Raw genomic sequence first — 24,964 nt, forward strand, 5'->3', positions numbered from 1 at the left:
CATGGAATCGATCCGTCGACAGACCCCGCAGGCCGCCCTGATGTCACTCGAAGCCCAAGCTGCCTCGGCACGCGGCGGCTTCGCCTGTCTGTTCTCGACCGCGGACGAATACGAGAGCGCGCTGATCACGGAGCGTCGTGCGCAAGGACGATACGGCCAGGCCCGCAGCTACTGGCCGTTCGTGCTGTTCGTCGGCTGCGCGTTCATCGTGGCGGGCACCGTGCTGCTGCTCGCCTGAGAGGCTTGCATTTAGCATTTAAGAGACCTGCATTTTCGAGCCGTCCAGGCGCCGTTTCGGCGCCTTTTTCTTTTGCGCCGGCTGCGGTAGACACGCCCATCGAACAAAAATGGGTGGAAACCGATGATCACCGAGATCGCGCAAATCGACGTCAAGCCGGGCAGCGAAAAGGATTTTGAGGCAGCTGTCGCCAAGGCCAAGGCCGCCTTTGGCCGCTCCAAGGGCTTTCACGGCTTCGAGCTGCACAAGTCGATCGAGAAGCCGCAGCGCTACCGCCTGATGGTGAAGTGGGCGACACTGGAGAGCCACACCGTCGATTTCCGCGGCTCCGAAAACTTCACCGAATGGCGCGGCCTCGTCGGGCAGTATTTTGCTTCGCCCCCCGAGGTCGAGCACACCGAGACCGTGCTGACGACCTGAAGCAGGCTCAGGCCGCCTCGGCCAGAGACGGTGCCTCATACGACTTGAAATGGTCGATCATGACCTTGGCGATGGCGACCAGTGGCAGCGCCAGCGCGAGGCCCCAGATTCCGAACACGACGCCGAGCAGGATCTGGAACGCGAACAGTGTGGCCGGCGGAATGTCCAGGGCCTGGCGCTGAAGGATCGGCGTCAGCACGTAGCTTTCCATGGCGTGGACCCCGAGGAACAGCAGCAGCGCGGACAGCGCCGCGATCCAGCCCGACGCAAGGCTCGCCAGCACCACGATGACCCCGGCGATGATGGCGCCGACGGTCGGGACAAAGGCGAGCAGGCCTGCCTGGATTCCCAGGATGAACGCGCCGGGGATGCCGATGACGGCAAGGCCGATCCAGGTCACCGCGCCGACCGCGAGCATGACCGTAATCTGCGCGATCAGCCAGCGCTCCAGCGTCTCGCTGATGCGGTCGATGATGAGGGTGATGCGCGTGCGATGTTTGGCCGGCGCGAGGAACAATAGGCCGTCGTGATAGACGCCGGGCTGGGCGGCGAAGGCGAGACCCAGGAACAGCACGATAAAAATGTTTCCGACACCGTGGATGGTGCCAAGCAGCAGCTTGAAGGTCTGGCTCACGATCGCCCCGCCGCTGGAGGCGAGCGCGCCGGCGCCCGGCAATGCACCGCGCGAGGGCGCTGCGGGTGAGGGCGTCGAGTCCGATGTTGTCGCCGCCGTGGCGTCAGGAGCAGCGTTGCCGAGATCGAAGAAGCTGGTGTCGATGCCGTGGCTTTCGAGGAAGGACCGGACGTTGGTGATCTGCGACTTGATGGTATTGCTCAGCAGCGAGGCCTGCTCGGCGATGGTGGCACCGCCGAGATAGGCGACGCCCGCGAGCATCAGCGCGAGGGCGATGCAGACGATCGCGAGCCGGACGGGATGCGGCAGGTGCACGCGGCGGCCGAGCGCGCCCGTCAGCGCATTGAGGCCGAGGCCGAGCAGCATGCCGGTGAAGATCAGCAGCAAGGTGGCGGCAAAATACCAGGTGAAGACCAGCATCGCCGTGAACAGAACAACGCCGATGCCCCCGACCGAGATCGCCCAGGCGAGATCGGCACGAGGGCGGGGCCGTTCATCTGCGGGGATGGTCACATCGGGTCCTTTCAGGGGCTGCGGGGGAGGCACTCTTTCGCGAAATCCCGCCTCGGATCAAGCCGGTCGAAAACCGCCGGTTTGACGTTGTCCACGGCTTCGTTCGGGCGAACGCCACCGGCGCGAACAGTGCCGCGGCCGCCCTCCGACCGGGCATTTGCGCGAAAATAGCATTGCCGTCCCGCGATCCCTTCTGTTGAATTTGTTCCACCCCAAGGGCATGTTTGGAGAATCTTCTTACGGAGGAGGTCGGAACGGGAGATGAGAAAGCCGGTCGTCGGCGTGATCGGGAATGCCCATCGCGTCGAAAATCGATTTCAGGTCCAGATGGTCGGCGAGCGAAATCTGCGCGCCGTGGCTGAGGTCTCCGGTGGCTTGCCGGTGATGTTCGCGGGCTCGCCCGACATCACCGATATCGGGGCGCTGCTCGATACCGTCGACGGCGTCATCCTCACCGGCGCCCGGGCCAACGTGCACCCGACGCGTTTCAACGTCGATCCCTGCGAGAAGCACGAGCCCTACGACATCCACCGCGACGAGGTCGCGCTGGCGCTCTCGGTTGCCTGCGTCGCCCGCGGCATCCCCCTGTTCGGCATCTGCCGCGGCCTCCAGGAGATGAACGTCGCCTTCGGCGGCTCGCTCCACCCCGAGATCCGCGAAATCCCCGGCCGCATGAACCACCGCATGCCCAGGCTCGAGAATGGCGAGATCCATCCCGATCCGACCGTGGTGTTCGCCGACCGCCACGACGTCGACCTGACGCCGGGCGGTGCGTTCGCGAAGATCCTCGGGTGCGAGAAGATCCGGGTCAATTCGCTGCACGGCCAGGGCATCCTGGAGCCCGGCAAACGTGTGCTGATCGAAGGCGTCGCCGAGGATGGCACCATCGAGGCGATCCGCATCGCCGAAGCCCCGACCTTCGCGCTCGGCGTGCAATGGCACGCCGAATACGATCCGCAGCACAATCCGATCAACCGCAAGCTGTTCGAGGCCTTTGGCGAAGCGCTCGTGGCGCGGCAGAAGGCGGTGGCGTAGGCTAAGCACACGTCGAGGCTTTGGGGCCGACTCTCGGCACGCCGTCATTGCGAGCCAACGGGTCCGACGAATTCAATTCATCGAGCTCATGCTAGGCATGTGCGCTGATGAGCCCATCAATTCGATCTGCCGGAACGAGCCCATTAGGTCTGCATGGCTGCTACACCATCGATGGCTGCGGGCCTATAGAGGGGATGGACCGCCGTGCGCGGTGAGCGCCCGTGCGTACCACCATTTTCATAAAACTAGATTGTAACTGCCCCACGTAGCTTAATTCGGTTGTGAGGGCTCAACTCATGACGAAGTACTTTTCGAAGCGCATCGCGACTGATGTGTTCGTAGTCGTCATATCGGTGGTGACAATCACGATTGCAGCGACCTCATTGGGTGAGCCCATTGTGGCAGGCATCGCGGCTTCTATTCCGGGCCCATTTCATCTTGCGATGGAAAACACACTTGGAAGTGCCAGGCCGAGCACACCGAAGCAGGCCTCCGCGCAAACAGGTTGTCGGCTTCGATCTGCTCCTCTGCAATGGAACGTGGACTGGCTTTTCCGTCCGCCTGCCGCTCCCACACGATGAATGCGATCCCAATTGAGGGCGCGGCAAAGATGGGCGGCCCGTGTTTCGCCCATGCGCCTTCCAAATCTCGGGCGGCATAAACCAATCAGTAGGAATTGGTCCGCTCCGATTTTTGCGGCTCTGATTTGTTCTTTGAGAACAAAGTGGAGTCAGATGCAGAACGAAAGCTGACGGTGAGGTTTATCTCTGCAATGCGGTTGAATCGTAGACGCGCTCAGTTGGTCGTCTGGCGTCAGCCTCACGCCGCCCGCTCCATCCGCCGCGTGCGGTAGGCCTGCGGCGACATCAGGGTCAACTTGCGGAATGCCTTGCGAAAGCTGCTTTCGTCCTCGTAGCCCGCCGCCCGCGCGATGGTCTTGACCGGCTGCGCCGTCGTCTCCAGCAGCGTGCGCGCGTGCTCGACGCGGCGGCGCGTGATGAAGGCCTGCGGCGGCTCGTGCGTGAGCTCCTGAAACTTCCGGTTCAGCGTGCGCTCGCTGAGGCCGAGTGCGTCGGCGAGGCGCTTGACTGTCATCGGACGCTTGCCCGCGCGCCGAACCAGCAGGTCGGCCCTGGTCAGCAGCGGGTCCTGCGACAGCAGGTAACCGACGGGCATGAAGATCGACTGGGTGCGCTGCGCGGTGTCGATGACGACGTAATCGGCGCACAATTTTGCGATCTCCTTGCCGTCGACCATCTCGATCAGCCTGAGCAGGAGGTCGACCCACGACATCGGTCCGGCCGCGCAGACGAGACGGTCTGCGCAGGTGATGACGGCGTCCGGGGCGAGGTCGATCGCGGGATGGCGTTGCCGCAGTTCGTTTTGCAGCCACCAGGTGATGGTGGCGCGGCGGTTGTCGAGCAGGCCGGCGCCGGCCAGCAGAGAGACGCCGCTGCAAAATGCACCGATCAGCCGGCCATTTGCGTGCTGCTGCCGGAGCCAGGCGCCGGCGCGGGCATATTGCGGTTGCAGGCGCGCGGCCGTGACGTGGTCGACGAGATTGCCGGGGACGATGATCGCGTCGAAGCTGCCGCGGCTCGTGGTCGCGCCATCGACCGAAACCAACTGGCCGCCGCCGGCGCGCACGGCCTTGCCATCGAGCGAGAGCGTCTGGCAGGCGAACCGGGATTTTGCTCCGCTCTGCTGCATCACGTGGTTGGCGAGCGACAGAATGTCGGCGACGCCGGCGATCGCCGAATGCATGCAGCCTTCCAGCGCCAGAATTGCAAGTTTCATGGGACCTCCGGGCGATGCGACGATCCTAACCTGATCGACGTGCGGGCGCGTGGCGGAAATTGCCCGATCTCTGTCTTATCCGCCACTGCCTGGCCGCCACTGTCCGGTCCAATCTGCCGCCGTCGTCACACGACATGATTGGAGAAAGACATGCCTTACGTCACCATTTCCACCGTCCGCGGCATCCTGGACGCTGTGCAGAAGAAGACGCTGCTCGAACGCGTCACCGACCTCCTGGTCGAGGTCGAAGGGCAGGGCAACCCCGATTTCCGCCGCAACGTCTGGGTGAGGATCGAGGAGCACGAGCCCTCGCACTGGTCGCTCGGCGGCATGCAGCCGACGAGCGAGATCATCGCGAGCACGTTCGGACCGATCGGCGCGGACGGCGTGAGGGTGGTGGCACGGTAGCAGCGCCTGGCGCAGGGCGGATCAGCCGTACGCAGGTCCGCCACTGCCTCTGCTCAACCGATCGCATCGCCATCCCGCATGGCCATTTGCATTGCGTTGCACAATCGCGACGTTGGCCTCCACGCGCAGCATTGAGGTTCACGAGGGGAACACCATATGCTCTGCAAGGGAGCCCTTGCCGTGCAAACCATGAAGGCGGCCCTCGTTGCGGCGATCACCGTCGTGGCATTGATCTGCTGCCTCCTTCCCAGCTCAGCGGAGGAGAGCGGCCGCCTTGCACTGATTGTTTCGATCGACGGGGCCATCGGCCCTGCGTCAGCCAGCTATGTCCGGGAGGCTTTGGCCAGGGCGAGCGAACGGCGCGCGGAGGTCGTGCTTCTGAGAATGAACACGCCCGGCGGTCTCAATTCCAGCATGCGCGAGATCATCGCGGATGTGCTCGCCTCGCCCATCCCCGTCATCGGCTACGTCGCTCCCTCCGGCGCCCACGCGGCGAGTGCAGGGACCTATATCCTTTATGCGACCCACATCGCGGCGATGGCACCAGGCACCAATATCGGTGCGGCGACGCCGGTCCAGATTGGCGGGCCGCTGCCGGGACTGCCGAGCGGCACACCCGACAAGGATGGCAAAGACAAGAAGGATGAGCCGAAGGACGCGATGACGGCGAAGGCCACGAACGATGCCGTCGCCTTTATCCGCAGCCTCGCCGAGCTGCGCAGCCGCAATGCGGACTGGGCGGAGAAGGCGGTCCGTGAGGCCGCCACTCTCTCTGCCAATGGCGCGCTGGAGGCCCATGCCATCGATCTCGTCGCGCGGGACCAGGCTGAATTGCTGAGGCAGCTCGATGGCCGTGTGGTGGAGGTTGCAGGCGGCAAGACGCAACGCCTCGCGACGAAGGATGCGGTCGTCGAAGCCATCGAGCCTGGACGGATATCCCGCTTCCTGGCGGTCATCACCGACCCGAACGTGGCGTTCATTCTCCTGATGGTCGGCATCTACGGTCTGATCTTCGAGTTCATGTCTCCCGGAGCCGTCGCTCCCGGAGTTGTCGGCGCGATCTGCCTGCTGATTGGCCTCTATGCGCTCAACTTGCTGCCGATCAACTATGCCGGCCTAGCCCTGATGCTGGTCGGACTCGTGCTTCTCACCGTCGAAGCCTTCAATCCAACGGTGGTGATTGGTCTCGGAGGGATCATCGCTTTCGTGCTAGGTGCGCTGATGCTGTTCAGGGTCGAGGCGCCCGGCTACCAGCTGTCGTGGTGGGTGATCGGCATCACTACAGCTGTGTTCGTCGGCTTTGCACTGGTCGTGCTTGGTTCGCTTCGGCGGGCCGCCAAGGCTCCTGAACGGGTCGGCGCGCAGGCCATGCGAGGCTTGCCCGCCGAAATTCTCGACTGGAACGGGAACGAGGGTCATGTGTTCGCCCATGGTGAACGCTGGCAGGCGCGCGGCGCCGACACGTTCGAGCCCGGAGAGACGGTCGAAGTTGCCAGCGTCGTCGACCTGACGCTGCTGATACGGCGCGCACCGGCGAGGACCGGTGAGGGAGGTACATCATGATGCTGGAATATCTGACCTATGCGGCGCTCGCGCTGCTAGTCGTCATATTTCTGTCCCAGGCCATTCGAATCCTGCGCGAATATGAGCGCGGCGTCGTCTTTACGCTCGGCCGCTTTACCGGTGTGAAGGGCCCTGGCCTCATCATCCTCATTCCGATCGTGCAGCAACTCGTCAAGGTCGACCTCCGGGTGATGGTGCAGGTCGTGCCGCCGCAGGACGTGATTTCGCGAGACAACGTGTCCGTCAAGGTCAACGCCGTTCTGTACTTCCGCATCGTCGACCCCGAGCGCGCCATCATCAAGGTCGGTGATTACATGGCGGCCACCAGCCAGCTCGCCCAGACCACGTTGCGTTCGGTGCTCGGCAAGCACGAGCTCGACGAGATGCTTGCCGAGCGCGACAGGTTGAACGCCGACATCCAGGAGATCCTCGACAAGCAGACTGACGTCTGGGGCATCAAGGTCACCGGCATAGAGATCAAGGACGTCGATATCAACGAAACCATGGTGCGTGCGATTGCCAAACAGGCTGAGGCGGAGCGCTTGCGGCGGGCCAAGGTGATCAATGCGATGGGCGAGCAGCAGGCTGCCGAAAAGCTCGTCGAAGCCGGCCGGATCCTCGCGCAGGAGCCTCAGGCCATGCAGCTGCGTTATTTCGCGGCTCTGCACGACATCGCCGGTGAACGGTCATCGACCGTCGTGTTTCCGCTACCGACGGGCTTGCTCGACCATTTGATGCCGCGGCCTAACAACCCGTAGCCGTAAGCGGCGAAGATGACCCATCTTCGGCCCAAATGGGCGTGTCGAATGTTGATGCCTACTTAAACGGGAGCAACATTCGATGACCAAGCACGCCGTCAGCCCACCAAGCCGCCGTCAACGCCGGACATTCATGCTTGCCGTTCCGCTGGTCGCCTTCGCACTTTGTTCGTGGCCGATCGGCGGAGCCGCGCAGGCCGCAGAGCCCGGCAAGGACACCCCTGCCGCCAATCTGCCCCGCATTCTCGTACTGGCGACGGGCGGCACCATCGCGGGCCAGGCCGACCCGCGCGCGACGGGTGCGTACAAATCCGGCCAGATCACGGGCGAGCAGCTGATGCAGTCAGTGCCGGGCCTGGACAAGCTGGCGAAGCTGAACGCCGAGCAGATTTCGTCGATCGGATCCCAGGACATGAACGACAAGGTCTGGTTTGCGCTGGCCCGCCGCATCCAGGAGGCCTTCGACAAGAATGAAGCCGATGGCATCGTCATCACCCATGGCACCGATACGCTGGAGGAGACCGCGTTCTTTCTCGACAACGTGGTGCGCGGCGACAAGCCCGTGGTGATCGTCGGCTCGATGCGGCCGGCCACGGCGGTGAGCGCGGACGGCCCCGGCAATCTCTACGAGGCGGTGCAGGTGGCCGCCGATCCGCGCTCGCGCGGGCGGGGCGTCATGGCGGTGCTGAACGACAAGATTCAGGGCGCCCGCTCGGTCACCAAGACCAACACCACGAGCATCGAGACGTTCAATACGTCCAATGACGGGCCGATCGGTTATGTCGACACCGCCGGCGGCATCCGTTTCATGACCCAGGCTGCCGGCTTCAAGCGCGCGACCTATCAGCTGCCGGCAGGCGAGCAATTGCCGCGCGTCGCGATCGTCTACTCGCACGCCAATATGGATGCCGTTCCGATCGAGGACGCCATCTCGCACGGCGCCAAGGGCATCGTGCTCGCCGGCGTCGGCGATGGCAACACGTCGAAGCCGGCGCTCGAAGCGCTCGAAGCGGCGGCGAAGAAGGGCATCATCGTGGTGCGCTCCACGCGGGTTCGATCCGGCTTCGTGACGCGAAACGTCGAGGTCGACGACGACAAGAACGGATTCGTCGTGTCCGAGGACCTCAATCCCCAGAAGGCGCGCGTTCTCACCCAATTGCTGATCGCGAGCGGTGTGACGGCGCCGGCCGAATTGCAGAAGGCGTTCACCGCGACGTGGTAGCGGCTGGCTCGTATCTTGTGGGGTGGGTTAGCTTAGCGGGTTGCGCAAAGCGCAAATCGCTAGGCGTAACCCACCAACTTCCGCATTTGCTGAAGCATGGTGGGTTACGCCAGCGGACTGCGCTTCGCGCAGCCGCCAGCTAACCCACCCTACAGACCCAACGGCCCAAACGAAAAGGCGCTCCTCTCGGAGCGCCTTTTGCTTGCCGTATGGCGTTCGGGCCGATCAGCCCGAATAGTACATGTCGAATTCGATCGGATGCGGGGTCATCTCGAAGCGCTCGACTTCGGTCATCTTCAGCTCGATATAGGCATCGATGAAGTCGTCGTCGAACACGCCGCCGGCCTTCAGGAAGGCGCGGTCCTTGTCGAGATTCTCGAGGGCTTCACGCAAGCTGCCGCACACCGTTGGGATCTGCTTCAGTTCTTCCTTCGGCAAGTCGTAGAGATCCTTGTCCATCGCCGGGCCCGGATCGATCTTGTTCTTGATGCCGTCGAGACCGGCCATCAGCATCGCGGCGAAGCCGAGATAGGGGTTGGCGAGCGGATCGGGGAAGCGCACCTCGACGCGCTTGGCCTTCGGCGAAGCAGTGTAGGGGATGCGGCAGGAGGCCGAGCGGTTGCGCGCGGAGTAGGCGAGCAGCACGGGGGCCTCATAGCCCGGGACCAGACGCTTGTAGGAGTTGGTCGAGGGATTGGTGAAGGCGTTGATCGCCTTGGCATGGTTGATGATGCCGCCGATGTAGTGGAGGCATGTCTCCGATAGGTCGGCGTATTTGTTGCCGGCGAACACCGGCTTGCCTTCCTTCCAGATCGACTGGTGCACGTGCATGCCCGAGCCGTTGTCGCCGTAGACCGGCTTCGGCATGAAGGTGGCGGTCTTGCCGTAGATGTGCGCGACCTGGTGGATGCAGTACTTGTAGATCTGGAGGTGGTCGGCCATCAGCGTCAGCGTGTCGAACTTCATGCCGAGCTCGTGCTGGGCGGAGGCGACCTCGTGGTGATGCTTCTCGACCTTGACGCCCATCTTGGCCATGGCGCCGAGCATCTCCGAGCGCATGTCCTGCACGGAGTCCTGCGGCGGAACCGGGAAGTAGCCGCCCTTGGTGCGGACGCGGTGGCCGAGATTGCCGCCTTCATATTCGGTGTCGGAGTTGGTCGGCAGCTCCGAGGAGTCGAGGCGGAAACCGGTGTTGTAGGGGGTCGAGGAGAAGCGCACGTCGTCGAACACGAAGAACTCGGCCTCGGGGCCGACGAAGACGGTGTCGCCCACGCCCATCGACTTCACCATCGCCTCCGCCTTCTTGGCGATGCCGCGGGGGTCGCGGTTGTAGGGCTCGCCGGTGGTCGGCTCCAGCACGTCGCAGGTAATGACCATCGTGGTCTCGGCGAAGAACGGATCGATCGTCGCAGTCACCGGATCGGGCATCAGGCACATGTCGGACTCGTTGATCGCCTTCCAGCCGGCGATCGAGGAGCCGTCGAACATCGTCCCTTCGGCGAAAATGTCCTCATCGATCATGCTGACGTCGAACGTCACATGCTGCCACTTGCCGCGCGGATCGGTGAAGCGCAGGTCGACGTATTTGACGTCGTTGTCCTTGATCGATTTCAGGACGTCTTTGGCGGTCTTCATGCATACCCCTTTTGGCTCTGCGGGTCGGTTTCCAGATGAGCAAGATTATTCTCGCTTGGGCGAGTTTGGCGCGACCGCACAAACGAAATCAGGCCGCCGAAGCAGCCTTATTTCCTGTCAGAGTGTCGCAAAACGCGGGATAGCACCCGGCTCAGATAGCGTCCAGCCCGGATTCGCCGGTTCGGATGCGGATCGCCTCTTCGACGTTGGAGACGAAGATCTTGCCGTCCCCGATGCGCCCGGTCTGCGCGGCGCGGCGGATCGCCTCGATGGCGCGCTCGACCAGATCGTCGCCGATCACGATCTCGATCTTCACCTTGGGCAGGAAGTCGACGATGTATTCTGCGCCGCGGTAGAGTTCGGCGTGACCCTTCTGCCGGCCAAAGCCCTTGGCCTCGGTGACGGTGATGCCCTGAAGGCCGACTTCCTGAAGCGCTTCCTTCACCTCGTCGAGCTTGAATGGCTTGATGATGGCTTCGATTTTCTTCACTGCGCGCCTCCCGGCCTCTCGATCAAATAGCAACGTCTTCGTCAGGATGCGCTTTGTCACGCACGATCTTGTCTTCGCTATGCCGGGATGCCTGACCAGCCCGGCAACGACGGCCGGCCACACCCTGATGAATGCCAGTGAGCACGACAAACCGAAGCGGCTTCCTCGAAAGCAGGGTCTATGCCAAGTTGCAAATGCCCTGATTATTGGAGCGTTATCAGCCTTTTAACGAGCACAATCTGATAGGTGGCGCCGACCGGCCCAAAATACCGCAGACTACGAAATAGGCAAACGGTTCAATATATGTGCAGATCGTTGTTCCGTGGGATGGGTCGGCGCGGAACGTGCCCGTTGAACGGGCGTTTGGACCAGGGAAGTGGCATGGAAGTTCTGACCAACGCTGAAATGCAGCGCGCCGATCAGCTCAGTATCGCGGCAGGCACGCCCGGCTTCAAGCTGATGCTCAGCGCCGGCCAGGCGGTCGCCGAGGCGGCCAATGCGCTGGTCGAGGAGGGGCCGATCCTGATCGTCGCCGGCCCCGGCAACAATGGCGGCGACGGTTTTGTCGCAGCCGCCGAGCTCGCCGCCCAGGGCCGCGAGGTCTCGGTGATCCTGATGTGCGAACGCGACCAGCTCCAGGGTGACGCCGCCTCCGCCGCGCGGGGCTGGAAGCACCCGGTGCTCCCGTTCAATCCGCAGGCGATCGGAAAGCCGGCGCTGATCATCGATGCCCTGTTCGGCGCGGGCCTCAGCCGCCCCGTCGACGGCGAGGCGCGCGCCATGATCGAGGCGATCAACGGCAACGGCGCCTTGGTGCTGGCGGTCGACCTGCCGAGCGGCATCAACGGCACCAGCGCCGCCGTGATGGGCGCGGCCGTGAATGCCACGGAGACCGTGACCTTCTTCCGCAAGAAGCCGGCGCATCTGTTGCTGCCCGGCCGCATGCATTGCGGCCGCGTGCGCGTCGCCGACATCGGCATCGACGCGAGCGTGCTGGACGAGATCGCCCCGCAGCTCTTCGAGAACGATCCGGATTTCTGGGGCGCCGCCTTTCCGGTGCCGCGCATCGACGGCCACAAATTCGCGCGAGGCCATGTGCTGGCCGTCTCCGGTGACGCAGCCGCGACAGGCGCTGCGCGGCTCGCCGCGCGCGGGGCGCTGCGGGCCGGCGCGGGCCTCGTGACGCTGGCGAGCCCGCGCGATGCGCTCGCGATCAATGCCAGCGCGCTGACCGCGGTGATGGTTCGCCCGGTCGACACCGCGATCGAGTTCGGCGAGCTCCTCGGCGACAAGCGCTATAACACCTGCATGATAGGCCCCGGCGCGGGCGTCGGCGAGCGCACCTGCGATCTCGTTCATACCGCGCTGACGGCGCAGCGGCATCTGGTGCTGGACGCGGACGCGCTGACGAGCTTTGCCGCAAAGCCAGAGCGGCTGTTCGAATCGATCAGGTCCTCGCAGGACAATGCGGTGGTGCTGACCCCGCACGAGGGCGAGTTTCCGCGGCTGTTCTCGGATCTCAGCAACAAGCATCCCGGCCGGTCCAAGCTCGAGCGCGTCCGCGCCGCCGCCGAGCGCTGCGGCGCCGTGGTGCTGCTGAAGGGACCGGACACGACGGTCGCGGCCCCTGACGGCCGCGCCACCATCGCCGCCAACGCGCCGCCCTGGCTCGCCACCGCCGGCGCCGGCGACGTGCTCTCGGGCATCATCGCAGGCCTCCTGGCGCAAGGCGTGCCGGCGTTTGAGGCCGCCAGCATCGGCGTCTGGATGCATGGCGAGGCAGGAAGCGAGGCGGGGCCGGGGCTGATCGCGGAAGACCTGACCGAGACGCTGCCGGCCGTGCACCGGCGGATCTATGATGCGCTCGGGGTGGAGTACTAGTGCTGCGGCAGCTCGCGCTCGCGGACATGGATGCGGCCGCCCAGGTCCATCGGATTGCGCTCGACCAGGCGATGCCGTGGCTCGTCGGGTTGCACACGCCGGACGAGGACCGCTGGTTCTACCGCGAGCGTGTTTTTCCGACCTGCCGCGTATGGGGACGCTTCGACGACGAAGTGCTCAGCGGGATCATTGCGTTCCGTGAGGGCTGGATCGAGCAGCTCTACGTGCTTCCGGTTGCCCAGGGCCGTGGTGTCGGTACTGAACTCCTCGACGTTGCCAAAGAGGCCTGCGATCGACTCGAGCTCTGGACCTTCCAGCGCAACGCGCCGGCGCGGCGCTTCTATGAAGCGCGCGGATTTGCGCTGGTCGAGCAGACCGACGGGGTGCGGAACGAGGAACGGGAGCCCGACGCTCGGTACCTCTGGACGCGCCAATAGGCGCTCACTCCACCGCGTACCAGCGGACGAGCCGCGGGGCGGCCCAGTCGGTCAGAACGGATTCGATCAGCCATCGTCCGGATGAGGTCGCCGCGAATGCGATGCGCTGGGTCTGGCCGGGCTCGATCGCGAGCGTATCGAGCCAGTAGGGCTTCCAGCCGTCGTCGAGCTTGTCGAGCAGGCGGAAATGGTGGCCGTGCAGGTGGAACACGGTCGTGACGGGGGCTGGGTTCTTCAGGGCCAGGACGATCGTGCGGCCGGCCTTGGCGCGGAAGGTCGGGGCGGAGGCGGTGGAGAAATTGACGGGCCGCGTCCAGCCGGCGTCGGCTGCGCCGAGCGCGACATCGAACCGCAGGGCGCCTTTCAGATCGAGTTGATCGGGCAGGTCATTGGAAGGGAGCGGCTGTGCCGGCACTGGCGGCGCGCGCCGCTCCAGCCTGCCTGTGACCGAGAGGCTGCCGACCTGGCGGGCCTCCTTGCCGTCGTGCAGCAGGAATGGGGCCGACGTGGCCGCGTCCACAAAGACATCGGCCCGCGCGCCCGGGGCCAGCACCAGCGCCCCGCTGCGCGCCGAAAACGGCTCGGCCGGTTGTCCGTCCAGGGCCATCACCCGGACGTCGTGGCTTTCCAATTTGATCGCCAGAACAGTACGTTGGGAGCCGTTGATAAAGCGTAGCCGCAGCCGCTCATTGGCCGCGGCTAACAGTTCGAATGAAGTCTGTCCGTTGATCGTGTAGAGCGGCGTCGTGTCCTTGGGATCGCGCCCCGGGGAAGCGCGGTCCCATCCGGCCGCACGCGCCATTCCTCGATCAGCAAAACCTCGTCACGATCAACAGTGACCCGATTTGCCTCCTCGGCGATGATCGGAAGTGGGCGCGCGGGTTGCTTCAGGCCGTCCTCGAAGAGGCGGAAGTCGGCCAGCAGGGTTCCTGCATTAGATATTGAAATAATTGATGTTTCAGTCGTGTCTGGGGCGGTCGGCGCGCGCCCCCGGAAAGGATCGGAAGTGGTCGGGCCGGTCAGGCCGTACCAGACTGGTGCAAGCGGCACAGGCAGCTCGTTCCGGAACACCACCTCGCAGCGGTTGCCGCGCTTGAGACGGACGTTTCCCAGGTGGCTTACGGCGGCCAGCTCCCAGATTGGTGTCGGCGGCTGACCCGGCGTCAAGGCCAACGTGGCCGGTCGTGCCTGGAGCGCGAGCTGGGCGGTCACGAGCGGGCCTGCGCCGCCGCCGATCAGCCCGGCCGCCGAGGCGCCAAGTCCAGTCAAAAGTCCGGCCAAAACCTCGCGTCGGTTCGGGTCAAAAATCCGCGTTGCCATGGCCGATCCGGACCACGCCGCGCTGGATAAGTCCAGCCGTCGTGCCTACTTGAAGCTTGCCTCCAACCGGCCATTTTTTTGCTGCGAACAGTCAGGCACATGCTATAAGCCCGGCCGCCCGCGGCATCGCGGCCGGTCTTGATGCAAATTCACGCGGGCGTGGCGGAACTGGTAGACGCGCTGGATTTAGGTTCCAGTGACGAAAGTTGTGGGGGTTCGAGTCCCTCCGCCCGCACCAAGCGCTTTCAGCGTTTGCACGGATTACGAGACCTGCTTCCGCGCGGACTTTGTCCGCTTGGAGCCGGTCCAATGAACCACCGGCGTTGAGGCGTTTGCCTCGCGTCGGATCGATTAATGACAGCGTCCCGACGCATGCGCGCCGGGACCGAACGAGAAGAAGATTGGACGCCATGCAGGTCACAGAGACCCTCTCGGAAGGTTTGAAGCACGAGTTCAAGATCAGCGTCCCTGCGTCAGATCTCGACGCCAAGGCCGATGCCAAGCTCGTCGATCTCAAGGACAAGGTCCGTCTCAACGGCTTCCGTCCCGGCAAGGTGCCGGTCGGTCACCTGAAGAAGGTCTATGGCCGCTCGGTGATGGCCGAGACCATCGACCAGACCATCCGCGACACCAACACGCAGCTGTTCTCCGAGCGCGGCTTCCGCCTCGCGACCGAGCCGAAGATCACCATGCCGACCGAGCAGGCCGAGGTCGAGGAACTGCTGAGCGGCAAGACCGATCTGACCTACACCGTCGCGATCGAGGTGGTGCCAGCCATTGCGCTCGCCGACTTCAAGACCTTCGAGGTCGAGAAGCCCGTCGTCGACGTCACCGAATCCGACGTCGACGAGGCGATCAAGCGCATCGCCGATTCCAATCGCACCTTTGCCGCCAAAGGCGAGGGCGCCAAGGCCGCCTCGGGCGATCGTGTCACCATCAACTTCAAAGGCACCATCAACGGTGAGGCCTTCGAGGGCGGCACCGGCGAGGGCATCCAGGTCCTGATTGGCTCCAACACCTTCATCCCCGGCTTCGAGGAGCAGCTCATCGGCATCGGCGCCAACGAGACGCGCACGCTGAAAGTGTCGTTCCCGAAAAACTACATGAACGACAAGCTCGCCGGCCAGCCGGCCGAGTTCGAGACCACCGCGACGCTGATCGAGGCGCCGCAGGATCTCGCGATCGACGACGAGTTCGCCAAGACGCTCGGCCTCGAATCGCTCGACAAGCTCAAGGAAGCCGCGCGCGAGCGGCTGGCCGCCGAATTCGCGACCGCGACGCGTCAGCGCGTCAAGCGCGCGCTGCTCGACCGCCTCGACGAAGCGCATCGCTTCGATGCGCCGCCCTCGCTGGTCGACGAGGAGTTCAATCTGATGTGGAACTCGGTCAAGGCCGAGATGGCTTCGGCCGGCAAGACCTTTGCCGACGAGAACACCACTGAAGACGCCGCCAAGGAAGAGTACCGCAAGATCGCCGACCGCCGCGTGCGCCTCGGCCTCGTGCTCTCCGAGATCGGCGAGAAGAACAAGATCACCGTGACCGACGACGAGGTCGGCCGCGCCGTGATCGAGCGGGCGCGCCAGATGCCCGGCCGTGAGAAGGAAGTCTGGGACTATTACCGCAACAACGCCCAGGCGCTGGCCCAGCTTCGTGCACCAATCTATGAGGACAAGGTCGTCGACTTCATCCTCGAGCTCGCCAAGGTGACCGAGAAGAAGGTCTCGCGCGAGGAGCTCTACAGGGATGACGAGGCGGAAAAGAGCGCTGCCTGAAGGCGTTGAGAAAGCCTTCCATTAAGGATGATCAGCGAAGGGGCTCAGCTAGCCAGATGGCCGGCTGGGCCTCTTTGCGCGAATCAGCTTCAACTGCCCGACGGGTTAAGCCTTAATGCGCTCCGCACTTGTCAGGCGCGAATTGGGCTATATCTGTCGGTACACCCTGTACTCAATGTTCTACCTCTACCAAGTTCCTGCATCACAGGACGTCCATCCGCCTTCCGGCAAATCCAGCCAAACTGGCAGCTAGCCTGGCGATGTCCGTCTCCGAAACCCTAGGTGACTCATGCGCGATCCGGTTGAAACCTACATGAACCTCGTGCCCATGGTGGTCGAGCAGACCAACCGTGGCGAGCGCGCCTACGACATTTTCTCGCGCCTGTTGAAGGAGCGCATCATCTTCGTGACCGGCCCGGTCGAGGACGGCATGTCGACGCTGATCGTCGCGCAGCTGTTGTTCCTTGAGGCGGAAAATCCGAAGAAGGAAATCTCGATGTACATCAACTCGCCGGGCGGCGTGGTGACGTCGGGCCTTGCCATCTACGACACCATGCAGTTCATCCGTCCGCCGGTCTCGACGCTGTGCACGGGACAGGCGGCCTCGATGGGCTCGTTGCTGCTCGCCGCCGGCGAGAAGGACATGCGCTTCTCGCTGCCGAACGCGCGCATCATGGTCCACCAGCCCTCGGGCGGCTTCCAGGGCCAGGCCACCGACATCATGCTGCACGCTCAGGAAATCCTGAACCTGAAGAAGCGGCTCAACGAGATCTACGTGAAGCACACCGGCCAGACCTACAAGTCGATCGAGGACGCGCTGGAACGCGACAAGTTCCTGACTGCGAACGACGCCAAGGAGTTCGGTCTGGTCGACAAGGTCATTGACAAGCGCGCCGAGGAGCCGACGCCGGCGAAAGCCCCATTGTAGCACTACCGGGGCGTTACGGCGATCCCTCGGGATCGCCGCGTAGCGTCAGGGCGGTGTTCACGTTAAGGGCGCGTGCGCGCGCCGCACAACGCGGTTTTGCGCCCTGCGACAGGCGGAAAGTTCCGCTTTCGTGCTTGTTTTTCGTGGCAATCCAGCAACGCCGGGGTGATTTCGATCACTTCGCTCGTGCCAAGACCGGAAATCACGGTATTGTCACGGGTAGCCGGCGAGCCCCGATTAGCGAATTCTTGATAGTCGGGTGACAGCATGGTTGGCTACGATTGATCGGCTATGATCGCGGAGAATCGAGCGACCGTGATTCGCACTGGATGTAACGCGTAGGGTCTTTTTTGGTACGGAATTTGCTCTACTTAAGCTCCATGCCGGCCATCGTGTCGGAATGGAGCGATCGAGCGGAACGGGATCGAACCGCGGACGGAGACATGAATGAGTAAGGTCGGCACGAGCGACTCCAAGAACACGCTATATTGCTCGTTCTGCGGCAAGAGCCAGCACGAAGTCCGCAAACTGATCGCGGGTCCCACGGTCTTCATCTGCGACGAGTGCGTTGAGCTCTGCATGGACATCATCCGCGAGGAGAACAAATCCTCGCTGGTCAAGTCGCGCGACGGCATTCCGACGCCGAAGGAAATCTGCAAGGTGCTGGACGACTACGTGATCGGCCAGAGCCATGCGAAGAAGGTCCTGTCGGTCGCGGTGCACAACCACTACAAGCGCCTCAACCACCAGACCAAGCACAACGACGTCGAGCTCGCGAAGTCGAACATCCTGCTGATCGGTCCGACCGGTTCGGGCAAGACGCTGCTCGCGCAGACGCTCGCCCGCATCCTGGACGTGCCGTTCACGATGGCGGACGCGACGACGCTGACCGAAGCCGGCTATGTCGGCGAGGACGTCGAGAATATCATCCTGAAGCTGCTTCAGTCCGCCGACTACAATGTCGAGCGCGCCCAGCGCGGCATCGTCTACATCGACGAAATCGACAAGATCAGCCGCAAGTCCGACAATCCCTCGATCACGCGCGACGTGTCGGGTGAGGGCGTGCAGCAGGCTCTGCTCAAGATCATGGAAGGCACGGTGGCTTCGGTCCCGCCGCAGGGCGGCCGCAAGCATCCGCAGCAGGAGTTCCTGCAGGTGGATACCACCAACATCCTGTTCATCTGCGGCGGCGCCTTCGCCGGCCTCGAGAAGATCATCTCGGCGCGCGGGCGGTCGACCTCGATCGGCTTCGGTGCCCAGGTGCTCGCGCCGGAGGACCGCCGTACCGGCGAGATCTTCCGTCACGTCGAGCCTGAGGACCTCCTGAAATACGGCCTCATTCCTGAGTTCGTCGGTCGTCTGCCGGTCGTGGCGACGCTCGAAGACCTGGACGAGACGTCGCTGAAGAAGATCCTCACCGAGCCGAAGAACGCGCTGGTGAAACAGTACCAGCGGCTGTTCGAGATGGAGAACATCGAGCTGACCTTCGCCGACGAGGCGCTTGGCGCGGTCGCCCGCAAGGCGATCGAGCGCAAGACCGGCGCGCGCGGCCTGCGCTCGATCCTTGAGGCGATCCTGCTCGAGACCATGTTCGACTTGCCGGGCCTGGAAGGTGTGGAAGAGGTCGTGATTTCGCGAGAAGTCGTGGAAGGCACGGCGCGTCCGCTCTACATCTACGCCGATCGGTCCGATCGCGCCGTCGAGAACGCCAGCGCCTGATTTTTTCGGCGCTGGAACGCTCCAATTGTCTGATCAAGGAGGGCTGCGGAAATGTATCTCCGCAGCCGGTGTTGCGTCGCTTACCTGCGTGCGTAAGCGCCTGATGGCGCGCGTTTTTCGATGACTTGACACCCCCCGGGTCGATAGCCACCTAATGTCGGCGGGCGAGCGAAAATTCTCTTCAAGATTCGCCTCAGTTCCGATCCGGCAAGCCGGTCCAACTCGCAAAAGGACCGACCGGTTCTGCGGATCACCTCGGCACCTCGTGGCGGTTGCGCATGATCAGCGGGCTGCGTGCGAGGGGGCAAAGCAAAAGGAAAAGGCCATGACTAATCCCAAACCCCGGCCAACCATCGTTCATGGCGCAACGCACGCTTATCCCGTGCTGCCGCTGCGCGATATCGTCGTCTTCCCGCACATGATCGTGCCGCTCTTCGTCGGCCGCGAGAAGTCGATCCGCGCGCTCGAAGAGGTGATGAAGAACGATGCGCTGATCATGCTGGCGACGCAGAAGAACGCGTCCGACGATGATCCGGCGCCCGATGCGATTTACGAGACCGGTACGCTTGCCAGCGTGCTCCAGCTCCTGAAGCTTCCCGACGGCACCGTGAAGGTGCTGGTCGAAGGGCTCGAGCGTGCGCGCGTGCAGAAATACACCGATCGCGCCGACTATTACGAAGCGACTGCCGTCGCGCTCGCCGATACCGATGCGAAGTCGGTCGAGGCGGAGGCGCTGGCGCGCTCGGTCGTGTCCGACTTCGAGAGCTATGTGAAGCTCAACAAGAAGATCTCGGCCGAGGTCGTCGGCGTCGTGCAGGCGATCACCGATTTCGCCAAGCTCGCCGACACGGTCGCCTCGCATCTCGCGGTCAAGATCGCGGACCGCCAGGGTATCCTGGAAACGCTGTCCGTCACCACGCGCCTCGAGAAGGTGCTGGGCCTGATGGAGAGCGAGATCTCGGTGCTCCAGGTCGAGAAGCGGATCCGCTCGCGCGTCAAGCGCCAGATGGAGAAGACCCAGCGCGAGTATTATCTCAACGAGCAGATGAAGGCGATCCAGAAGGAACTCGGCGACGACGACGGTCGCGACGAGCTCGCCGATCTCGAAGAGAAGATCTCCAAGACCAAGCTCTCCAAGGAAGCGCGCGAGAAGGCGCAGCATGAATTGAAGAAGCTGCGCCAGATGTCGCCGATGTCCGCGGAAGCGACCGTCGTGCGCAACTATCTGGATTGGCTGCTGTCGATCCCGTGGAACAAGAAGTCCAAGGTCAAGAAGGACCTGGAAGCGGCGCAAGCCATCCTGGACTCCGATCATTACGGGCTCGAGAAGGTCAAGGAACGTATCGTCGAGTATCTCGCGGTGCAGTCGCGCGCCAACAAGCTGACCGGGCCGATCCTGTGCCTCGTCGGGCCTCCCGGCGTCGGCAAGACCTCGCTCGGCAAGTCGATCGCGAAGGCGACGGGGCGCGAATTCGTGCGCGTCTCGCTCGGCGGCGTGCGCGACGAGGCCGAGATCCGCGGTCACCGCCGCACCTATATCGGCTCGATGCCCGGCAAGATCATCCAGTCGATGCGCAAGGCGAAGTCGTCCAATCCGCTGTTCCTCTTGGACGAGATCGACAAGATGGGCGCCGATTTCCGCGGCGATCCGTCCTCGGCGCTGCTCGAGGTCCTCGACCCCGAGCAGAACGCGACCTTCAACGACCACTATCTCGAGGTCGACTACGATCTGTCCAACGTGATGTTCATCACGACCGCGAATACGCTCAATATTCCCGGCCCGCTGATGGACCGCATGGAGATCATCCGGATCGCGGGCTACACCGAGAACGAGAAGGTCGAGATCGCGCGCAAGCACCTGATCCCGAACGCGGTGTCCAAGCACGGCCTGGACTCCAAGGAGTTCTCGATCGACGACGACGCGCTGCTGCTTTTGATCCGCCGCTACACCCGCGAAGCGGGCGTGCGCAATCTGGAGCGTGAGCTCTCCACACTCGCCCGCAAGGCGGTGAAGGAGCTGATGATCTCCAAGAAGAAGTCGGTCAAGGTCACCGAGAAGACTCTGGAAGAGCTGCTCGGCGTTCCGAAATACCGCTTCGGCGAGATCGAGAGCGAGCCGCAGGTCGGCATCGTCACCGGCCTTGCCTGGACCGATGTCGGCGGCGAGCTGCTGACCATCGAAGGCGTCATGATGCCCGGCAAGGGCAAGATGACGGTCACGGGCAATCTGCGCGACGTGATGAAGGAGTCGATCTCGGCGGCGGCGTCCTACGTCCGCTCGCGTGCGATCAACTACGGCGTCGAGCCGCCGCTGTTCGACAAGCGCGACATCCACGTGCACGTGCCGGAGGGCGCGACGCCGAAGGACGGTCCGTCCGCGGGCGTCGCCATGGCCACCGCGATCATCTCGGTCATGACCGGCATTCCGGTCCGCCACGATGTCGCGATGACCGGCGAGATCACGCTGCGCGGCCGCGTGCTGCCGATCGGTGGTCTGAAGGAGAAGCTGCTGGCAGCTGCCCGCGGCGGCATCAAGACGGTGCTGATCCCCGAGGACAACGCCAAGGATCTCACGGAGATTTCCGATGCGATCAAGGGCGGCATGGAGATCATCCCGGTCTCGCGCCTCGACGATGTCGTCGCCAAGGCGCTGGTGAAGAAGCCGGTGCCGATTGTCTGGGAAGAGGACACCAAGGTGACGGTAAAGCCGGATGGGGACGAAGCCGCCGGCGGCCTCACCGCTCACTGAGGCTCAGTGAAAGATGATAGAACGGCGCCTTCGGGCGCCGTTTTTGTTTTGGGCGAAGGGACGAGGGCGATGCAGATCGACGGGCAATGCCATTGCGGCAAGATCACCTTCGATGCCGACATCGATCCCGAGCAGATCTCGGTCTGCCACTGCACCGATTGCCAGACGCTGACCGGCTCGCCGTTCCGGGTGACGGCCGTCTGTTCCGGAACGGACGTCCGTCTGACCGGCGGCACGCCAAAGATCTACGGCAAACGGGGCGACAATGGCCGCATGCGCTTCCAGCACTTCTGCGCCGATTGCGGTTCCCCGCTGTTCACGAGCGGCGAGGGCGATGACGCCGACGATCGGGGCATCCGCTGGGGCAGCATCCGTCAGCGCGACGCTCTCAGGCCGGTCCGGCAGATCTGGTGCCAGTCGGCCGCGGTCTGGATCGATGCGGTGCCGGGGCTACCGGGGAGGCCGAAGGATTGAGGTTGGCTCGCGACAAGCCTTCGCCAGCTTCGCACCAATGAGCGCCTCGGCTGGCTTGCCAAGCCGTAGCCTGCGAAGCAGGCGAAGGCTGGTGGGCGGTCACGGATTCGAACCGCGGACCCTCTCGGTGTAAACGAGATGCTCTAACCAGCTGAGCTAACCGCCCAAGTGCGCCTTCAAGTGCGCCTCTTTAGCGCCCCGGCGGGTGCCGAAGCAAGAGCCGAGCGCGTCGCAAACTGGCTCCAATTTGCGGCCTGGTCAGGGTTTTCATGCTGGACACACGAGCGGCCCTGCAGCAGGCCCGCTGCAGGGCAATCCTCTTTCGTCGCGTGGATCTCGTCGTCCGGCCGAGGAGGCGGCGATCGTGCTCGCGGCCGCCGTGCGTCGCCTCGAAACTGCCGTCCGATGTCAGGCCGTCTTGGTGAACATCGTCAGAACACCGTCGGCGATGTTGATCGCAACGACTTGGGACGAACTCAAGCCCTTGGCCTTGAGCACGGAGGCTGCCTGCGGTGTGGCGTCGATGGACTTCCGAAGCGACTGGATGTCTTGCTCGCTTGTCTGCGCCACGAGTTCATCGACTTTCGCGCGCACCGCCGGCTGCAATTCCTTGACGTCCACGACCTGTATGCTCCGGATCACCGTGCTGGATTCAGAGGACGGCTGTTCCGCGCCGGGTTGTGACGATGCGCCCTGTGCCTGCACCAGAGTAGGTGTTCCCAGGGAGAGAGCTGCAACGATGACGGATGCCGTGAAGCTGCGCATGGTCTTGCCTTTCCAGGTTTGAGGAACGGCGAATCTATCGAGGAAATCTGGTTGGCATCTGATTCCGATGTGGCCGTTCGGTGAAACCAATGCGGCCGCAATGCGCACAGAGGGTCCGCGGTTCGAATCCGTGACCGCCCACCAGTCTGCGCTCGCAGGTCGAGCGAGGCAGCGTCGTTCTCGTTGGGGCTAGCTTCAAGTTAAGCAGTACTGCTGGACGGTTACACCGCTGTCAGTTGCAAACTTCGACGTCGCCAGGTCCACTGCCGTAGCCACGTACCCCGGCTCTATTTGCCTCGAGCCTGCAGCCCGATCGAATTGGACGGCAACCGGCTGCATTGCAAATTATCTGTCCTGACGATTTGGCTTGCGGAGACGCTGGCGCAGCCTCCGTTTGTTTCCGCTCGCTATCCCGCCCTTTCGAATTATCGCGCGTCGCTATCGGCTTCTTCTCCTGCACCTTCTCGCACTCGTTCTCGTCATTGACGCGATAGCCCGCGCGGCAGGCGATCTTCACGCAGGCGTCGCCGTCGGCCTTGAAGCCGTGATCGCAAACCAGCGGACAGACGCGGCCCGGCTTGGCCTTGATCGCGTCCAGCGCATAGAAGCTCGCCAGCTTGGCGTCGAGCTTCGTGCCGGCGTACTTGTTGAACAGCGTCAGCGAACGTTGTGACGACGCATTCCAGTCGCCGTCGGCCGAGGCCGTCAGGCAGCCGACGCGGCGGAGTTCTGACTGCACCAGCTTTGTCATTTCCTGCGGCGACAGGCTCGGCTGCGACGAGGTCGGGGCGACGGCGGCGACCTTCTGTTCATTGGCGACCTGCGGCTTTTGCTCGGCGACGGCCTTGTCGCTCGCGAGCTTCTCGGCCAGCGCCTTCTCGGCCGCTTGTTTGTCGGCCAGCGCCTTTGCCGCTGCGGCCTCGGCCTCCTTCCTTCGTTGCTCGGCTGCGGCTGCCTTGGCTTCCTCGACCTGCTTGGCCTTCTCGGCGGCGAGACGCTTCTCCTCGGCCGCCTTGGCGGCGGCCGCCGCCTTCTCCTGCTCGGCCTTGGTGGCGCGCTCGGCGGCGAGCCGGGCCTTGGCGTCTTCTGCCTGGCGCGCCTTCTCGGCTGCGGCGGTGCGCGCCTCTTCGGCCGCGACGTTCTTCAATTGGGCGCGAGCGAGGCCGGCATAGAAGCCGTCGGGGTAGGCCTGCAGGAAGGCCTCCCAGGCGTCCCGGTTTCCCGCCTGCAGCGCCAGTTCGTAGTCCCGGCGGATCGCATCCTGCGGGCTCGCTTGCGGTCCTGCGGCGACGGGCTTGGCCGGGACCAGTGCCACGTCATCGCCGCCGAGCGAGCCGTACACATACGGCTCCTGCTTGTAGCCGGTGTTCTTCAAGACGTCGTCGCGCACGAATCCGAAGGCCTTGCGCAGGTCGAGCCCCGGCGTCGGCAGGCGCTCGACCAGCGCTGCTGCAAACGGGCTGTTTCTGGAGTCGCCGTCCGATGCCGTCGAGCCCGCCTTGGCCGCGAAGGCGATCATGGTGTTCGGGCTGGTCGGCTCGACCTTGGCGAGGCCACGGCCAATGGCGCGCGCGGCGACCGTGCGCTTCATCGTCTTGGCGAACGGGTTGTCGCGACAGGCGTCGAGAATGACGAGACGGAGCTGCTTGGCTGGCTCGATGGCGAACAACACCCGGTCGAGCGGGAAAGCCTCGTCGAAGACGTCGGTGTCGGTTTCCAGTGCGGCGTCAGTGGGTATCAGATAATTGTTGCCGTCCAGCTCGATGCCGTGGCCCGCATAGTAGATCACCGCGACATCGGCCTCGCGGGCCTTGGATCCGAATTCGCGCAGCGCCTTGCGCATGTCGACGACGCTAAGGTCGAGTTTGACATCCACGGTATCGAACCCGGCCTTCCTAAACATGCCACCGACGAGCGAGGCATCGTTCACCGGGTTGGTCAGCCTGGGCACGCTCTTGTATGCGGAATTGCCGATGACAAGCGCGACGCGCTTGTCCGCCTGTGCCGGTCCGCAGCCAAGATAGAATGCGCCCAATAGAAATACGAAAATCCGAATCGCGCCCATTGCAGCCCCAAATCGCAATGTGACCAGAGTAGTCGGAGCATGCCACCAAGGCAAAGCCCGCTATGTGACCAATGTCACAGGGGGCTGCGCCACCCTGGGCCATATCAAGCCGCAAGCGACAACGGTGGGTTGGCCGATGCG

Annotated in this window: 21 protein-coding genes, 2 tRNA genes and 1 pseudogene; 15 read left to right on the forward strand and 9 right to left on the reverse strand. The window is 63.8% G+C overall.

Annotated elements, in window-relative coordinates; all coding sequences use genetic code 11:
* The first annotated feature begins 1 nt into the window (after window position 1).
* Both ACSKB8_RS29785 and ACSKB8_RS29790 read left to right on the forward strand, forming a co-directional pair.
* A complete protein-coding gene (locus ACSKB8_RS29785; RefSeq protein WP_091893392.1) occupies window positions 2-238 on the forward strand; it encodes a hypothetical protein in 237 nt (78 codons plus the stop codon).
* 123 nt (window positions 239-361) lie between these two features.
* Entirely contained in the window at window positions 362-658 is a 297-nt protein-coding gene (locus ACSKB8_RS29790) for an antibiotic biosynthesis monooxygenase family protein (RefSeq protein WP_091893338.1), read from the forward strand.
* Between the two features lie 7 nt (window positions 659-665).
* Here the strand turns inward: ACSKB8_RS29790 and ACSKB8_RS29795 are convergent, their stop codons facing one another.
* Window positions 666-1,805 (reverse strand): AI-2E family transporter, encoded by a 1,140-nt coding sequence (locus ACSKB8_RS29795; protein ID WP_370985958.1) that lies wholly within the window; start codon window positions 1,803-1,805, stop codon window positions 666-668.
* A 261-nt stretch (window positions 1,806-2,066) separates the two neighbouring features.
* Here ACSKB8_RS29795 and ACSKB8_RS29800 point away from each other — a divergent pair, with 261 nt between their 5' ends.
* Window positions 2,067-2,840, forward strand: a complete 774-nt coding sequence (locus tag ACSKB8_RS29800) for a gamma-glutamyl-gamma-aminobutyrate hydrolase family protein (protein ID WP_091893342.1) — start codon at window positions 2,067-2,069, stop codon at window positions 2,838-2,840.
* An 819-nt stretch (window positions 2,841-3,659) separates the two neighbouring features.
* Here the strand turns inward: ACSKB8_RS29800 and ACSKB8_RS29805 are convergent.
* On the reverse strand, window positions 3,660-4,637 hold the full coding sequence (locus tag ACSKB8_RS29805) for a GlxA family transcriptional regulator (RefSeq protein ID WP_438107979.1): 978 nt from the start codon (window positions 4,635-4,637) through the stop codon (window positions 3,660-3,662).
* A 150-nt stretch (window positions 4,638-4,787) separates the two neighbouring features.
* Between ACSKB8_RS29805 and ACSKB8_RS29810 the strand changes: the two genes are divergently transcribed.
* From ACSKB8_RS29810 to ACSKB8_RS29825, 4 genes are all read left to right on the forward strand, one after another.
* Window positions 4,788-5,045, forward strand: a complete 258-nt coding sequence (locus ACSKB8_RS29810; protein ID WP_438107980.1) for a tautomerase family protein — start codon at window positions 4,788-4,790, stop codon at window positions 5,043-5,045.
* A 180-nt stretch (window positions 5,046-5,225) separates the two neighbouring features.
* Window positions 5,226-6,608 carry an NfeD family protein gene (locus tag ACSKB8_RS29815; protein ID WP_438107981.1) on the forward strand — a complete coding sequence of 461 codons (1,383 nt, stop codon included), beginning with the start codon at window positions 5,226-5,228 and terminating at the stop codon, window positions 6,606-6,608.
* Entirely contained in the window at window positions 6,605-7,366 is a 762-nt protein-coding gene (locus ACSKB8_RS29820) for a slipin family protein (RefSeq protein ID WP_128933410.1), read from the forward strand. The genes ACSKB8_RS29815 and ACSKB8_RS29820 overlap by 4 nt, the downstream gene beginning before the upstream one ends.
* Window positions 7,367-7,448: 82 nt before the next feature.
* Window positions 7,449-8,588, forward strand: coding sequence for an asparaginase (locus ACSKB8_RS29825; RefSeq protein ID WP_438107982.1), 1,140 nt, complete (start codon window positions 7,449-7,451; stop codon window positions 8,586-8,588).
* Between the two features lie 225 nt (window positions 8,589-8,813).
* On the opposite strand, the gene glnA is transcribed toward ACSKB8_RS29825, so the two are convergent.
* Together glnA and ACSKB8_RS29835 are read right to left on the reverse strand one after the other, a co-directional pair.
* Window positions 8,814-10,223 carry a type I glutamate--ammonia ligase gene (glnA, locus tag ACSKB8_RS29830; protein ID WP_370985964.1) on the reverse strand — a complete coding sequence of 470 codons (1,410 nt, stop codon included), beginning with the start codon at window positions 10,221-10,223 and terminating at the stop codon, window positions 8,814-8,816.
* Window positions 10,224-10,374: 151 nt separating this feature from the next.
* Entirely contained in the window at window positions 10,375-10,713 is a 339-nt protein-coding gene (locus tag ACSKB8_RS29835; protein ID WP_091893396.1) for a P-II family nitrogen regulator, read from the reverse strand.
* 381 nt (window positions 10,714-11,094) lie between these two features.
* Between ACSKB8_RS29835 and ACSKB8_RS29840 the strand changes: the two genes are divergently transcribed.
* Both ACSKB8_RS29840 and ACSKB8_RS29845 read left to right on the forward strand, forming a co-directional pair.
* Window positions 11,095-12,594 carry an NAD(P)H-hydrate dehydratase gene (locus ACSKB8_RS29840; RefSeq protein ID WP_438107983.1) on the forward strand — a complete coding sequence of 500 codons (1,500 nt, stop codon included), beginning with the start codon at window positions 11,095-11,097 and terminating at the stop codon, window positions 12,592-12,594.
* Window positions 12,594-13,031, forward strand: coding sequence for a GNAT family N-acetyltransferase (locus ACSKB8_RS29845; RefSeq protein WP_438107984.1), 438 nt, complete (start codon window positions 12,594-12,596; stop codon window positions 13,029-13,031). The genes ACSKB8_RS29840 and ACSKB8_RS29845 overlap by 1 nt, the downstream gene beginning before the upstream one ends.
* Window positions 13,032-13,035: 4 nt before the next feature.
* Here ACSKB8_RS29845 and ACSKB8_RS29850 read toward each other — a convergent pair.
* Window positions 13,036-14,351 (reverse strand): annotated as a pseudogene (locus ACSKB8_RS29850) (multicopper oxidase family protein).
* A 153-nt stretch (window positions 14,352-14,504) separates the two neighbouring features.
* Between ACSKB8_RS29850 and ACSKB8_RS29855 the strand changes: the two are divergent.
* The 3 genes from ACSKB8_RS29855 to ACSKB8_RS29865 all read left to right on the forward strand — a co-directional run bounded on the left by ACSKB8_RS29855 (window position 14,505) and on the right by ACSKB8_RS29865 (window position 17,051).
* Window positions 14,505-14,589, forward strand: a tRNA-Leu gene (locus ACSKB8_RS29855).
* A 172-nt stretch (window positions 14,590-14,761) separates the two neighbouring features.
* Window positions 14,762-16,123: a trigger factor gene (tig, locus tag ACSKB8_RS29860; RefSeq protein WP_438107985.1), complete on the forward strand. Its 1,362-nt coding sequence runs from the start codon at window positions 14,762-14,764 to the stop codon at window positions 16,121-16,123.
* Between the two features lie 289 nt (window positions 16,124-16,412).
* Window positions 16,413-17,051: an ATP-dependent Clp protease proteolytic subunit gene (locus tag ACSKB8_RS29865; protein ID WP_128946185.1), complete on the forward strand. Its 639-nt coding sequence runs from the start codon at window positions 16,413-16,415 to the stop codon at window positions 17,049-17,051.
* 62 nt (window positions 17,052-17,113) lie between these two features.
* Here ACSKB8_RS29865 and ACSKB8_RS29870 read toward each other — a convergent pair whose 3' ends face one another.
* Window positions 17,114-17,320: a hypothetical protein gene (locus ACSKB8_RS29870; protein ID WP_438107986.1), complete on the reverse strand. Its 207-nt coding sequence runs from the start codon at window positions 17,318-17,320 to the stop codon at window positions 17,114-17,116.
* Window positions 17,321-17,498: 178 nt separating this feature from the next.
* Between ACSKB8_RS29870 and clpX the strand changes: the two genes are divergently transcribed.
* The 3 genes from clpX to ACSKB8_RS29885 all read left to right on the forward strand — a co-directional run bounded on the left by clpX (window position 17,499) and on the right by ACSKB8_RS29885 (window position 21,993).
* The gene (gene clpX, locus ACSKB8_RS29875; protein ID WP_025576640.1) at window positions 17,499-18,770 is read left to right on the forward strand and encodes an ATP-dependent Clp protease ATP-binding subunit ClpX; all 1,272 of its coding nucleotides are present in this window, start codon (window positions 17,499-17,501) and stop codon (window positions 18,768-18,770) included.
* A 325-nt stretch (window positions 18,771-19,095) separates the two neighbouring features.
* Window positions 19,096-21,519, forward strand: a complete 2,424-nt coding sequence (gene lon / locus ACSKB8_RS29880) for an endopeptidase La (RefSeq protein WP_091899076.1) — start codon at window positions 19,096-19,098, stop codon at window positions 21,517-21,519.
* Between the two features lie 69 nt (window positions 21,520-21,588).
* Window positions 21,589-21,993, forward strand: a complete 405-nt coding sequence (locus ACSKB8_RS29885; protein WP_438107987.1) for a GFA family protein — start codon at window positions 21,589-21,591, stop codon at window positions 21,991-21,993.
* Window positions 21,994-22,082: 89 nt separating this feature from the next.
* Here the strand turns inward: ACSKB8_RS29885 and ACSKB8_RS29890 are convergent.
* From ACSKB8_RS29890 to ACSKB8_RS29900, 3 genes are all read right to left on the reverse strand, one after another.
* Window positions 22,083-22,159, reverse strand: a tRNA-Val gene (locus tag ACSKB8_RS29890).
* A gap of 242 nt (window positions 22,160-22,401) precedes the next feature.
* Entirely contained in the window at window positions 22,402-22,758 is a 357-nt protein-coding gene (locus ACSKB8_RS29895; RefSeq protein ID WP_438107988.1) for a hypothetical protein, read from the reverse strand.
* A gap of 232 nt (window positions 22,759-22,990) precedes the next feature.
* The gene (locus ACSKB8_RS29900) at window positions 22,991-24,823 is read right to left on the reverse strand and encodes a caspase family protein (RefSeq protein ID WP_438107989.1); all 1,833 of its coding nucleotides are present in this window, start codon (window positions 24,821-24,823) and stop codon (window positions 22,991-22,993) included.
* Window positions 24,824-24,964: the final 141 nt, after the last annotated feature.

Source organism: Bradyrhizobium sp. BR 1432, from assembly GCF_051547705.1.
GTDB classification, from domain to species: Bacteria; Pseudomonadota; Alphaproteobacteria; order Rhizobiales; family Xanthobacteraceae; genus Bradyrhizobium; species Bradyrhizobium zhanjiangense.